Annotated in this window: 10 protein-coding genes; all 10 read right to left on the reverse strand. The window is 47.6% G+C overall.

Going from position 1 to position 13,500, the window contains the following annotated elements:
* Positions 1-95: 95 nt before the first annotated feature.
* The gene (locus DC345_RS10305; protein WP_113053011.1) at positions 96-575 is read right to left on the reverse strand and encodes a Dps family protein; all 480 of its coding nucleotides are present in this window, start codon (positions 573-575) and stop codon (positions 96-98) included.
* A 379-nt stretch (positions 576-954) separates the two neighbouring features.
* Entirely contained in the window at positions 955-1,692 is a 738-nt protein-coding gene (locus DC345_RS10310; protein WP_113053012.1) for an HAD family hydrolase, read from the reverse strand.
* Positions 1,693-1,879: 187 nt separating this feature from the next.
* The gene (locus tag DC345_RS10315) at positions 1,880-3,640 is read right to left on the reverse strand and encodes an adenine deaminase (protein WP_113053013.1); all 1,761 of its coding nucleotides are present in this window, start codon (positions 3,638-3,640) and stop codon (positions 1,880-1,882) included.
* A 119-nt stretch (positions 3,641-3,759) separates the two neighbouring features.
* Positions 3,760-4,818, reverse strand: coding sequence for an ABC transporter ATP-binding protein (locus DC345_RS10320; RefSeq protein WP_063567191.1), 1,059 nt, complete (start codon positions 4,816-4,818; stop codon positions 3,760-3,762).
* An 18-nt stretch (positions 4,819-4,836) separates the two neighbouring features.
* Positions 4,837-5,628 carry an ABC transporter permease gene (locus tag DC345_RS10325; RefSeq protein WP_024632851.1) on the reverse strand — a complete coding sequence of 264 codons (792 nt, stop codon included), beginning with the start codon at positions 5,626-5,628 and terminating at the stop codon, positions 4,837-4,839.
* Positions 5,629-5,632: 4 nt separating this feature from the next.
* Entirely contained in the window at positions 5,633-6,451 is an 819-nt protein-coding gene (locus DC345_RS10330) for an ABC transporter permease (RefSeq protein ID WP_063567190.1), read from the reverse strand.
* A 199-nt stretch (positions 6,452-6,650) separates the two neighbouring features.
* Complete coding sequence (locus DC345_RS10335; protein ID WP_113053014.1) at positions 6,651-7,589, reverse strand: nucleoside hydrolase; 939 nt, start codon at positions 7,587-7,589, stop codon at positions 6,651-6,653.
* Positions 7,590-7,838: 249 nt separating this feature from the next.
* Positions 7,839-8,909, reverse strand: a complete 1,071-nt coding sequence (locus DC345_RS10340) for an ABC transporter substrate-binding protein (protein ID WP_113053341.1) — start codon at positions 8,907-8,909, stop codon at positions 7,839-7,841.
* A 369-nt stretch (positions 8,910-9,278) separates the two neighbouring features.
* Positions 9,279-9,623, reverse strand: a complete 345-nt coding sequence (locus tag DC345_RS10345; protein WP_024632855.1) for a Na-translocating system protein MpsC family protein — start codon at positions 9,621-9,623, stop codon at positions 9,279-9,281.
* Between the two features lie 204 nt (positions 9,624-9,827).
* Complete coding sequence (locus DC345_RS10350) at positions 9,828-13,496, reverse strand: GH32 C-terminal domain-containing protein (protein WP_113053342.1); 3,669 nt, start codon at positions 13,494-13,496, stop codon at positions 9,828-9,830.
* Positions 13,497-13,500 lie beyond the last annotated feature (4 nt).

Consider the following 13,500-nt stretch of genomic DNA (forward strand, 5'->3'; position numbering starts at 1 on the left):
CATCATTATACGGCAAGCACACCGGATTTGTAAGCGAACGGGCACTTTGTTCACGGACTCTACATATCGTTGTTCAGGATGCAGGGTATCTTAGCTTATTTGCCCAGAAATGCGTTTAACATCCAGACCTCTTTATCCAAGGCAGCAGTGAATCCAATCAGCATATCTTCAGTCGCATTATCCTCAGCTTCGCCAGCTGCTTGAATACCCTGGTTAATAACACCCACCATCGCTTGCAGATCAGCAACTACGGTTTCTACCATTTTTTCAGCTGACAACTGTCCCTGTGCTTCCTCAACAGGTGATAACTGCAGTTGCTCAGCCATCGTTGCGACCGGACGTCCACCAATTGCCAACAGACGTTCTGCGGCTTCGTCCATATTCGCTGTAGCCATGTTATACAACTCTTCGAATTTTGTATGCAGTGTGAAGAAATGAGGACCTTTCACATACCAGTGGAAGTGGTGCAATTTGGTGTACAGTACAGACCAACCTGCAATCTGGCGGTTCAGGACATCTTGAAGTTCAGTGGTATGGTTTGCAAAAGTATTGTTTCTAGTTTGGATTGTGCTCATGGAATTTATCCCCTCTCGAGTATCATATAGTTTTGAATTTGATAACGTCATTTAACTTGCTTCCGTTTGTTTAATTTAGACTTAATCTAAATCTTGTTTTAATTATAACACTGCCCTTATCCTTTGTGAAGACTTTAGCCTACTCTTTCGAATGAAGATTCCATGAAGCTACGCTTCATGTTTGGCCCGTGTAAAAAAAACCTTTGACACTGTTATACAACGTATCTCGTATCTATACCTCGATTTTCACCGATAAACAATGACAATCATCACCCCACCCCTTGTAAACTACATGCAACAACAACAAAAGCCCGGATCCCCATGAGGGAACCGGACTTGATCAAGTCTAAAAACATCACACACTGCATATGAACACTCTTTATTGATGAACCAACTCGGATGTAAGGACCCGGCTTATCTCTTCATAACTGCGCGCTACATGATGTGGCTGATGCTCTGATTCTGGCAAAGCATCCCGATGGTTGAACCAGATCACTTTCCATCCGGCATCCACTGCACCAACAACATCATTACGCCAGGAATCGCCGATGTAATAACTGGAACTGGAATCCGATCCCGTCTGCCTGCTTACATGCTCAAATAATCTGCGATCCGGCTTGGCGTAACCAAGGGTACCCGATATGAAAATCCGTTCCTCGGGAATAAGACTGAATACATCCAGCGCTTCGAGCTTCCGCTGCTGATGTTTTCCTTCTCCGTTGGTAATTAACCCTACCCTATGCCCTTCTGCAAGAAGTCTTCGGATAAGTTCATATGCTCCCTCAAAGGGCTGAATCTGAAACTGTCTACTCAAATACCGTGCTTGCAGTTCTTCAGCCTGCCCCTGTTGTAGAGGATATCCAAGTTCCGCCATGGTCAGCTCAAATCTGCGATGACGCATCCGTTCAACCGCTTCGGGTTCGGGTACAGCCGACAAATCCTCTTGAGCAGACAGCCAGTCGCTATAATAACGGAAGCGATGGTATGCCTCCCCATACGGGAAATCATCCGGTAAACCAAGAACTTCCTGTAGTGCTCCTTTTAGCGGCTGTAAGTGGTCGTACAAGGTATCGTCTACATCGAAAAAGATGGCTCTTGTTTTATTTAATTTTTTCATAAATGCTACTTATCCTCCTGGCGTTGGCTCCGAACATTCTCTTCTTACTATATATGTATTCATTTGCTTCGTCCAAATAATGAACCACTTCCAAGTCCTCTCTGTTTGATCCTACACATAAAAAAACACCCCAATTCAAAACATGATGGTTGTGAATTGGGGTGTCGCCATTTTTTATAATTAAACACTATTCCACGATCAACGGTACAACCTTACCTGCATTTACATCAATCAGGCCATGATCCGTAATTTTCAGAGCCGGACTTACCGCAAGGGAATGGGTACTGATGGACATGATCGGGTTATAGTGCACATAACCAAGAGACAACATCGCTGCACGCAGCTCTTTCACTTGGTGTGACACCACCGCCAGCGGTTCCTCCGTCAAGATACCACCCACAGGAAGTTCGAGATGGGACAACACTTTGCCGTCTTCCACCACACAGAATCCACCCTGGCTCGAAATTACCGTGTTAGCTGCTAAGATCATATCTTCACGATTGCGTCCTACGACCAATAGGTTGTGGTTATCATGTGAATATGTTGTTGCAATGGCACCACGCTTGATCGTGTCTCCACCAATCAAACCGTGTGCTCGGTTACCGTTCACACCATAACGTTCAAAGGTCGCAATCTGTCCATATTCGCTTTCTTCCCAGAGCAGTTCACCATTCGCAGCCTGAACCTGTGCGATATGTTCTTCCACAAAGGTTGAACCATCCTTTACCATCATGACCCGGCAGTTGTTTACACCATTTTCAGATATCTGTGCATCTGAGTCGGACGCTTCACTTTGCCCATTCACCTTCGGATCAGACAAACGGATTGCAAAATCCTCGGCTCCCAACAAATCCAATTGCACGCTTTGGTAAAAGTGAGGTGGGAACTGTCCACTAATTCGGTCCTGCTTGTACGGTTCGTAGTCGTCATAAGCTTTACGGCCATTTTTGTATACCTGCTCTACTGCAAGTGTATCTAAGTTGGACAGCAGCACATAGTCCGCCACTTTGCCTGGGGCAATGCTACCGCGATCAGTCATTTTCATACGGGATGCAGGGGTTGAGGTTGCAGCGTAAATCGCATCTTCGGGGCGCATACCCATCCGAATGGCCTTACGTACGATATGATCCAGATGTCCCCGTTCCACCAGCGAATCCGGCATAACATCGTCTGTTACGAAGCAGAAATGCTGAGCAACATCATGCTGAATCAGGTATTCCATGACTTCTGGCGTCATCGATTTTTCCTGGATTTCAATGAACATGCCTGCCGCAATTCGAGCCTGCAAGCCTTCAATGCTCTGATGCGTATGATCCGAATCGATGCCCGCATAGATCAGTCGGTGCAGATCCAGCCCAAGCAATTTCGGTGTATGACCTTCGATTACGAGATCTGGATAGTTTTTGCGAATATGCTGAAGAATCTGATTGGTCTTGCACTCCGGATCACGGATGACGTCCACATAGTTCATGATCTCACCCAGACAGATGATCTCTCCAGTAGCCAGAAGAACATCCATGTCTTCGATTTCGATTGAACCACCTGTTGTTTCCATCGGCGTCGCCGGAACGGAGCTTGGGATAGCGTAGAACATGTCCACCGTTGTCTCACGACTTGCCGACATCATCTCCTGCACACCTTCCAGCCCAAACACATTCGCCATCTCATGCGGTTCCGCCACAATGGACGTTACCCCGCAGCGGATCAGGCCATGGGAAAAGGTTGCTGGTGTCACCATTGTACTCTCAATGTGCAGATGAATATCAATAAGGCCCGGGATCATGTAACGTCCGCGTGCATCAATCACTTCATCGGCTTCAATCATCTCCGGGCCGCCTGGACCAACATACATAAACCTACCGTCCAGTACAGCCACGTTGTTCATTTCGAATCGTTTATAATAACTGTTATACACATGTACATTCTTAATTAGTTGATCTGCACGCATGGGGCATAATCTCCTTCTCCATGAGCATCTTTCAGCGATCCAGAGCAGCAGCTACAATTAGCTATATTGCTCTGAATTCAGCTGATAAATGCCTCTTTTGCTGCTGCTGCTTCCTGCTGCTATTCCACAAGGACAAGTTTATCCTGCGGGAAAATCAGATTAACCCGCTGTCCGCTGAGATAAGGTGTCTCCATCTCCTGATTGGCTGTGAAGTCGCCAAGCTCTGTCTCGATGACGTACTGATAACTGCGTCCAAGGTACGTGCTTACTTTGATAATCCCAGGCAAAGCATTTGCCATGTCCCCGGAGGTATCCCCACTAACCATCAGATCATCCGGGCGAATCGCACCTTTGCGTGCACCGGGACGTGCTGTTCCAGGATGCGCTGTTGCTGTGAACAAACGACCACCCGCTTTCAGCGTGATCACCTCTCCTGCATCACTGCGCTCTGCGAATTCAATAAAATTGTGGAAGCCAATAAATTGGGCTACAAATTCCGTGGCCGGGTATTTAAAAATAGTCTCCGGGCGGTCGAGCTGCTCGACAACGCCTTTGTTCATAATCGCTACCTGATCCGAGATGGAGAAGCACTCCTCCTGATCATGAGAGACATAAAGTGTCGTAATGCCCAGTTCCTGCTGAATCCGGCGAATCTCGACCCGCATGTTGAGTCGCAAGTTGGCATCCAGGTTACTGAGCGGTTCATCGAACAATAGCAAATCCGGTTCAATGACGAGTGCGCGGGCAATCGCCACACGTTGACGCTGTCCACCGGACAGTTCCTGCGGGAAGCGTTTCTCGAAGCCGTTCAGGTTTACCACTTCAAGGATACGCATTACGCGTGAAGAAATGTCTTTGTCTTTTACCTTGCGCATCCGCAGGCCGAAGGCCACGTTGTCATAGACAGACAGATGCGGGAACAGCGCATAACTCTGAAATACAAATCCGAAATTCCGCTTGTTGACCGGAACCTTCGTATAATCCTTGCCGCCGAACATAAACTTGCCCTGTGTTGCTTCCAGGAATCCGGCGATGAGGCGCAGCGTAGTTGTTTTGCCGCAACCGCTCGGTCCGAGCAGGGAGAGCAGCTTACCTTTTTCCAGCTCCAATTGAAAATCCTTCAGGATCGTCTGGTTATCGTAAGCCACCGATACGCGATCCAATGTCAGCAATGCCATAGCGTTCTGCGCCTCCAATTAACGTTTAGTAAAGTATGAGAATCCGCCCATGATCCGTTCGATCACGAACATTAAAAGTCCAGTTAATACCATCAAAAGCACGGAAATGGCTGCAATGGTTGGGTCAAAATAATTTTCTACATAGGTCAGCATCTGAATTGGCAATGTGCTTACCCCTGGTCCGGTCATAAACACGGAAATGTCCACGTTGTTGAACGACTCCAGAAAGGCAATCAGCACCGCCGCGAGAATTCCTGAGCGAATGTTAGGCAGCACAATCTGGAAAAACGTTCTAACCCGTCCTGCGCCGAGACTCAGTGCTGCTTCTTCTACCGCAAAGTCAAAGCTCGACAGACTCGATGCGATAACGCGAATGATAAATGGAAGCATAATAATCGTGTGGCCGATCAGCAGACCCAGATACATCGGCAGATGATAGATCACGATCAGGTATTTCATCAATGTAAAACCAAGCACGATTCCCGGAATGAGTACCGGAGACAAAAACAATGCATTCAGCACGGACTTGCCTTTGAAATCATAACGACTAAGTGCGTACGCAGCCGGAACCCCGAGCAACAGCGCCAGCAAATTCCCCAGCAGGGAAATGATGATGGACGTCTGGAACGTGCGGAGGAAACCACCTGTGTTGAAAATATTCTCGTACCAGCGGAGGGAGAAGCCCTCCGGCGGAAATTTGAGTACCGTCCCCGGTTCAAACGAAGTGACCGATATGATCAGAAGCGGGCCCAGCAGAAAGATAAAGACCAGCAGACTGAACAGGCCCAGCCCGATATGTTTCTCCCGCATATGTCTACCCCTTCGGATTTAAAGTTTTGGCCATTTTGTTCATGACACCGACCACGACAAACGTAATGACAATCATAATCGCAGCAACGACCGAGGCCAGATACCAGTCGTTCAGGGTCATGGCGTTCTGATAGAGGAACGTCGCAATGACGCGTTGTTTGCCTCCCAAAAGCGCAGGCGTCGTATAAGCCGTCAGGCTTCCGACAAAAACAAGTACGGCTCCGATCACAAGCCCTGGCACAGCCAGCGGGAACACCACCCGGCGGAATGCCGTGAAGCGAGATGCACCCAGGCTCTGTGCTGCCTTGAGCAGATCACCATCGATGTTCTCCAGCACACCGACCAGGGAAATGATCATGAGCGGCAGGAACAGATGGGTCAAACCAATCATCATGGCTGCCGGCGTATACAGAATATCGAGCGGCTTGTCCACGATACCAAGCCCAACAAGGGCGTTGTTGATCAGCCCTTTGCGTCCGAGAATAATCATCCAGCTAAACGACCGCACAACCGGGCTCGTCAATAGCGGGAAGATTGCCAGCGCGAGCAGAATGCCTTTGCGGCGCGGCGCTTTCTGTGAAATATAATAAGCTGTCGGGAATCCGAGCACCACGCAGACGATGGTGGTGACCACGCTGACCTGCAGCGTCGTAAGCAATATTTTCAAAAAGTAAGGGTCTCTGAAAAAATGCATGTATCCTTCAAACGTGAAGGAGTTTTCCTGAAAAAACGTCGATCCGATCGTCAGGACAATCGGAATGATCATAAATGCCGCCAAAAACACAAATCCCGGCAGCAATAGCCAGTATACTGATTTCTTCATCGCGGTACTCCTGACATAAGAATTAGAGATTTATACTCGGATACTCCGATTGCAGTACCGTCCTTCGATCCCTGTTATCCCCCGATTTTTCTGATTCCTTATCAATGGAGAAAATCGGGGGATAAAGGGGAACGCTTCGCTTCTCCAGATCGGTTCTGCACTCTCCGCAATCGTATAAATATCTTATTGGGTCGAGCAATTAAGAATTTAATGCGTTAATAAATAACTCAAGGAATGCTTCGGCATCTACCGTTTCGCATACCAATGTGTTGGGCTGTTCACCCAAACGGTTTTGGAAGTCACATACCATCTGACCATCACACAGGCGGCTGGCCGTCTCTACATCGACGTAGTACGATTTGCGTCCAACCAGTTCCGGGGCAAGCGCGACGCCAACGGCCAGTGGATCATGAAGGGCACACGCGCGTATGCCGTTCATTTCTTCATACCGCTTGATGTAAATCTCCGTGCTCTGTGCCACGTAATCGCGCAATACCGGATCAGTCAATCGTCCGATGGCTTCTTCATTCAATAGCGTTTGGCGGGTAACATCCAAGCCCACCTGGGTAAGCTTCTCGAAACCTGCATGCAATACAATGCGTGCAGCTTCGGGATCAGCGTACGTGTTGTACTCCGCAGTAGGTGTAACGTTGCCATGCCCACGAACGACGCCACCCATGAAGATGACTTCCTTCAATAATGTAGGTAGTTCAGGACACTTCATTAACGCCAGAGCCAAATTCGTTAACGGCGCGGTCATGATCAGTGTTAGTTCCCCTGGGTACAACTTCGCTTGTTCAACGATAAATTCCGGGGCAAAACCTGCATCCGCCTGCTTGGACACGGCAGGATCGGGCAGCGCACCACCCAATCCGTCTTGCCCATGTACCCGGTGCTCATAGTGAGACTTGCGTGTGAGTGGCCCAGCCGCTCCGGCAATAACCGGAATGGAGGGTGCTCCCACCAGCTCGAGAATTTTGCATGTATTATCCGTTGCCTGCTGGAGCGATACGTTCCCGCAGACCGTGGTAATCCCGAGAATGTCCAGCTTCCGACTCTTGACGGCCAGCAAAATCGCCAGCGCGTCATCAATACCGGTATCCACATCCAGAATGATACGATTTCCTGTTTCACTCATACATTCCCAACTCCTCTGCCGTTAAATGATTGCTTGCTGCAAATGATATAAGTTCAATTAAAGAATATTTACACTTACCACTCCGATGACAGAATAACCTTCCGATCGCTGTTATCCCCAGATTTTTTTTTAATTCCCTTCTTCAAAGGGAAAATCCGGGAATAAAGGCGAACGCTTCGCTTCTTCACGTTATTTCTGTCCTCTCCGTTCTCGTGTAAAAAGTTTAGTTAAGTCAATCGGCTACTTGTTTTACTGTGCAATCTCGCGGTTCCAACGATCTGTCCATGCTTTGGCCTGTTGATTCACAAATTCCATATCCAGCTTGTTCAGCTTGCCAACGACGTCCGCACCATACGTTACGCCTTCCGCTTCTTCCGCATTCAATTCAACTTTCGTATTTACCGGGGAATCCACTTTAGCTTTGGCCGATTTGGTTTGTACATCCTGGCTCAACTGCCAGTTGATGAATTCTTCGGCGAGTTCTTTGTTCTTGCTGCCTTTTACGACATTGATCGTATTCATGACGGCATATGCACCTTCGCTAGGTGTAACAAACTTCGCATTTGGCACTGCGGCTTTCAGGTCTTTGAAGTACATTTCCATAATCGGTCCGCCAGCAATCTCTTCCTGGGAGAACATGTTCACGAATTCGGAAGTTTGCGTGTAGAATTTAACAACATTTCCGCTTAATTTTTTCAGTTCCGCAAATGCTGCATCTTCATTAAATGTTTCGTTTCCGGCTACACGGGAAGCTGCATCCAATACCATTGGGCCTGCTGTTGCCGTAATGTTCGGAATGGTCAGGTTACCTGCGAACGCCGGGTCCCACAGATCAGCCCATGAAGTGACTTCTTTGTTAACGAGGTCCGGGTTATAAGCGATTCCGAGCTGTCCAACGGTGTAGGCCGGGCCGTAATCTTCGCCAAGCGGTGCTTTGGCAATATCATAAATATCGTTCACATTCGGAATTTTGGAGCGGTCGATTTTCTCAAACAACCCTTCATCAATACCTTGCTGTGCATAGTAATCGGACAAATAGATCACATCAACATTGGATGTACCTTGGCGGATTTTGTTCAAACGCTCAGCGTTGTTACCCACTTCAAGCACGATGTCTACATTATGTTCTTTTTCAAATGGACCAAATACTTCTTCATTGAAGAAATCTTCCGAGAAACCCCAAGTGGAGATGACCAGCTTGTTTGGCGCCTTGCCTCCGCTGCCTGATCCGCCTGTTGCGTTCTCTGTACTGCTGCCGCATCCTGCAAGTAACACCGATGTCATTGCCACTGCCGCCAAACCGCTAATCCACTTTTTCATCATGATCCTGATTCCCCCTGATATGTGTGTTTTAACAACCCAACCATTAAGATGAACTAGCCGATAACGCAATTCACGTAGAAAACAGAAAGAACCTGGGGATAACAGCGATCGGAAGGTCTTCTGATTTTCGAAGTACACGCGTTATTTAGGGCTAGTTCAACTTAAAAAAACAAAAAGAAAAGCATTCTTGTATAAACAAGAACACTTTTCTTCGTAAACAAAGGAAAGCGACACCCGCTGCCGGTACATCATCGGTTTCTGCTTCAGAATCAATCCGAAGTCAGACGCCATCATATGAAATTGTTCGGAATCCGAATGATGAATTAGAATTGTGTGCATCGCATGCATCGAACCTGTCGATTCACCCTATGCTTGTTCCAATATCACATTCGTAATGGCCCACTGCGTGGACGCATCGTAATCCCGTAATACAGCTTCGATTGGCAAACCCATGTGCTGCTCCAACTTCTCCCTGAATTTCTTCTTATACAAGACAGACATGCGGAAGTCCACTTCCAGCTTCAAGCCGGGGGCCTCCCCTTCCAGGGCGTCAGAGCGCGGTGAACGTCGGTGCTTCGCGTAGAAGGTCACAATGTTCTGATCAATGGTCACTCTCAGGAGAGTGGTACCAAAGCCGAACAGTTCCTTCGAAATTTCATTATAATACTGGCACATCTTCTTCTTGCTCTCATTGCTGTCCAGCAGTTCCATGAACTCACCCACATCATTTACTACCGTACGTTCGACGTGTTAACACGATTGATTATACATATATCTACGATTTTAGGCAACCCAAAAGATATAGTTAACATGCAAATAACACATAAAAGCGAACGATAGGCATAAAACTAGCGAAAACAATTCGTAAATGTTCACCGTGAGCGTGCTTGGAGATAACTGCACCTCTTTTCTCTATTATTGTGGCTTAATAACCCACTTTTGATACTCGTTCTCTTGACGATACTCATCTATTACCAGCTCCGCCCCATCCTCGGATACGCCAAGTGCTTTCCCGTTATGAGAACTTGTAATGCGCATCGTCCCATCGGCATTCTTTGAAATGTTCCAGCGTTGATTCGCATAACCCAGATACGAATAGAGCTGAATACGATTCTGTCCTACATCCCAATCAAGAGACATTCCACTCAAGGTTCGAATGGAGTAAGACCCGGAATCATCGCCTGTCGGTACAAGTACCCATTTGAAGCCTTCACTTGCATTCCCTGCCTCGTCAGCAACCTTAATCATTTCTCCTGCTTCAGATGGAACAGCTTGCACCGCAACGGGACGTCCTGCGTTATGAATCATCACCTGCTCCAATTCTGCTTCCTTCCTATGGATGGCATTCACATTCTGGAAAGATGCATTCCCACCGAACACATGAAGTCCAAAATGTCCTTCGGCAAACGTTCCATCCTGAAGATCCAGGATTCGCTCACCATCTACATCAACCTGGATTCGAGGACCGTGCGCCTGAATCTGGATATGATACGTATGATCTTTACGAACGAATCTCGGGATTTGAGCAAGTACCTGTCGATTTTCGATTTTTCCATTCACTTTATAAAATAGCCGGATGGACTTCAGGTTCGGGTCAATATTCAAATAGTAGCCGCTTCGTCCATCCTCACTTGCACGGAATACAATAGAACCAGCTCCACCCTGAGCTCCCAGCGTCAGATCAGCATTATATTGAAAATCCCCTGCCGTTTCCTGTGCGATGTATTGTGTATCTCCACTATAGTTGCCCTGTATGCCTTGTTTGGAAATAAGCCATTGAGCAGATGACTTATCCGACTTCCAGCCGGACAAGTTGGTATGGAATATGCCACTGGATACCGTTATCGGTATTTGGGCAGAAGCTTTGCCGTCTGTAGTTGATACCGTTACTACTGCTTCGCCTCCACCCACAGCTCGAACCGTCGCTTTCGTTTTATCAGAATGAATGATTTGCACCACTTTAGGATTGCTCACCTTCCATTTCAACGGTTGAGTGGCACCTTTTCCGGGTCTGCCTTCCACCGTGGCGTAAAGCGTTTGTGTCTGCCCAACATTTGCCGTTCTTCTTTGCATATCTGCAATAACCTGAGACTTGGAGGAAGTGCTCTTTCTCCAGATGTTATCTAAATCATACACCTTCAAGGAGCTCACCTTCACTTCCCCACCAAGGCTGTAAAAAGCCATTGCCCTACCCGCTGGATCTGGAAAAATGACATCTGAGAAGACAACCTTGCCATCATTGGCAAAGACCTCAATAGAGGATTCATCGACGAATATACGTAACTTCACCTTTCGATTATCCGGTTGTAACGGGGCCTCATGAACCTTGGTAAATAAGTCGGAGAAGCTTACGTCCCCCGAGGTGGTGCGATCCACGAACATGTTCTGCGTATTTACTCTGTATCCTATAGTGGTCTTCTGCCCTTCTCTTTGACGCAGTTGAAAACCAAACTCGGTTACAGAGCTGTTGGCCGGAATTTCCACTTCAGCTTCAATCTCATACGCCCCTGCCGTTAGGCCCTTCAGCGGATTTTTTGTTTTTGGTCCAATGATCATTTGTTGTGCACTATACAGGTTATGCCTCAGAGTCTGGAGTTCAGTAATTGGTGTTTGTACCAAACGCACTCCTTCATCCGTCGTTCGAAGAGACACTTCTCTCGGTATGGTCAGTTGTCCTTTCCATGAGGAAGTTGGGAATTCAAACGGATAATCCCAGTTCGTCATCCATGCAAGCATGACTTTCCGCTGATCTGGCATATTCGCAAAGGACATCGACGCGTAAAACTCCTTACCAAAGTCCGTTCTCAACACTTGCCCAGCCGGATGATCGTTCATGAATTTACCATCAGCTGTTAGCTGGCCTACAAAATATTCCGCATCTGATCCCTGAGTTTTCGGATTAGCCCCTGTACTGATCATAAGCACCCACTTACGTTGTCCCGTTCCATCTACAGGCAGTTGAATCAGATCTGGACACTCCCACACACCACCTCGAACATAATCGCCATATCCGAAGTTATCGGTTAAGGTCCAATCGAGCAGATTGGTTGAAGTAAAGAACCGGATGTGATCCCCGCCGGACACCACCATCACCCAACGGTTGTGATCTTCATCCCGGACGACCTTCGGATCACGGAAATCCCAGCTTCCCGGATCATCACCATTCTTGCCAGGGTTCTCAATAACAATCGGACGATCTTTAGCGTATTGCCAATTCCTGCCTTGATCGGTACTATAAGCGAGGCCGATACGCTGATTGCCACCAGGTTTATCCGGATGATAGGAAGTGTAGTACGCAATCAGACCTTTTCCGCCCGAATCCGTGAACAGACCGGAGGCATTATTCAGATCAGCAATTGCTGATCCCGACCATACATGGCCCTGATCATTCCAGGGCAACGCAATAGGTAAACGCTTCCAATTAATAAGATCAGAACTGACTGCATGAGCCCAGGTGCCTCCATCCTGATGAAACAGATGATATTCACCTTCGTAATAAACCAGTCCGTTTGGATCACTTGCCGATCCCCGAATCGGAGAATAATGGTACTGAGGGCGATAGTTCTCCTTGTAGTACACCGACTCTTCCGTCACATAGATATCCTGAAAATAAGCGATGCCTTGTTGAACGACAAGTCCAGCATTTCCATTAGCGTAGCTTTTATCTGTGACCTCAACAGCGGCAGGCGTGTACCCATCTAAATAGACCTGAATCAAGCTGCCCGAGGCTATAACTTCGATGTGATGCCTCGCTCCCGGTTGGCTTGGAAACTTGCGATTCGAGCTGGCGAGCACGGTACCGTCCGCTTTTCGAAGTTGTACCCGAACTTCTTCTCCCTCCCGAATCAGGGCTGCTTCATATCCCTTCGTTCCATCTGCATTTGCCCTGAATACCAGCGCAGCTGTGCTACTCGCATTGGCAAGAGATATATTTCCTTCATATACAAAATCAGATCCCGCTTTCTCGTAAATGACTCTCCCTTTCCCCTGCGCGTTCGTTTTCCCTTTATATCCTTTCAAATCCGGCTGCCATTCACCTAAGATGCTAATCGTTTTGCCGATATTGCCATTCAGGGTACTAACCTGCACATTCTGGAACAAAGCCGACCCATCCCACACATGAAGCCCCAGATTACCTGACAAGTAGGCACTGTCTTTCACATCAATCACCGGGTCATACCGATTATCCCAATATACCTGCAGGCTCTCTCCGTCCGCTTTCACTTTCAGATGATAGATACCTCCAGATTCCAGGTTTGCTTTATGTTCTACATTTAACGTTCCCGGCTGTCCACTGGCATCTCTCAGACGTATCACACCAGTCTGGGGAACCACTTGCAGCATATATGAAGACCAACCTGTATCATTGGATCGAAAAACAAGACTCGTATCCGCTTTCATATCCTGAATCATCAGATCCGCTTCATAGATAAAATTATCGGCTCGTGTGGCCGATATGGCCATCACATTCTCCCCGGCATCCGAAGTCAGACGAAGTCCTTCATCCGTATCTTCCAGATTGCCTCTACCTTGCAATGCCCAATCTGACAAATTCGTTATTGCCTTAGACACTTGGGTTAACATGTGA

It is taken from the genome of Paenibacillus taichungensis, assembly GCF_003287275.1.
In the GTDB taxonomy this organism is placed as follows: domain Bacteria; phylum Bacillota; class Bacilli; order Paenibacillales; family Paenibacillaceae; genus Paenibacillus; species Paenibacillus taichungensis_A.

Excerpts from the sequence above, each read along its gene's own strand:
- DC345_RS10315 (WP_113053013.1), bottom strand. The coding sequence starts at position 3,640 with ATGCGTGCAGATCAACTAATTAAGAATGTACATGTGTATAACAGTTAT.
- DC345_RS10320 (WP_063567191.1), bottom strand. The coding sequence starts at position 4,818 with ATGGCATTGCTGACATTGGATCGCGTATCGGTGGCTTACGATAACCAG.
- DC345_RS10340 (WP_113053341.1), bottom strand. The coding sequence starts at position 8,909 with ATGAAAAAGTGGATTAGCGGTTTGGCGGCAGTGGCAATGACATCGGTG.
- DC345_RS10350 (WP_113053342.1), bottom strand. The coding sequence starts at position 13,496 with ATGTTAACCCAAGTGTCTAAGGCAATAACGAATTTGTCAGATTGGGCA.
- DC345_RS10325 (WP_024632851.1), bottom strand. The coding sequence starts at position 5,628 with ATGCGGGAGAAACATATCGGGCTGGGCCTGTTCAGTCTGCTGGTCTTT.
- DC345_RS10335 (WP_113053014.1), bottom strand. The coding sequence starts at position 7,589 with ATGAGTGAAACAGGAAATCGTATCATTCTGGATGTGGATACCGGTATT.
- DC345_RS10330 (WP_063567190.1), bottom strand. The coding sequence starts at position 6,451 with ATGAAGAAATCAGTATACTGGCTATTGCTGCCGGGATTTGTGTTTTTG.
- DC345_RS10310 (WP_113053012.1), bottom strand. The coding sequence starts at position 1,692 with ATGAAAAAATTAAATAAAACAAGAGCCATCTTTTTCGATGTAGACGAT.
- DC345_RS10345 (WP_024632855.1), bottom strand. The coding sequence starts at position 9,623 with ATGGAACTGCTGGACAGCAATGAGAGCAAGAAGAAGATGTGCCAGTAT.
- DC345_RS10305 (WP_113053011.1), bottom strand. The coding sequence starts at position 575 with ATGAGCACAATCCAAACTAGAAACAATACTTTTGCAAACCATACCACT.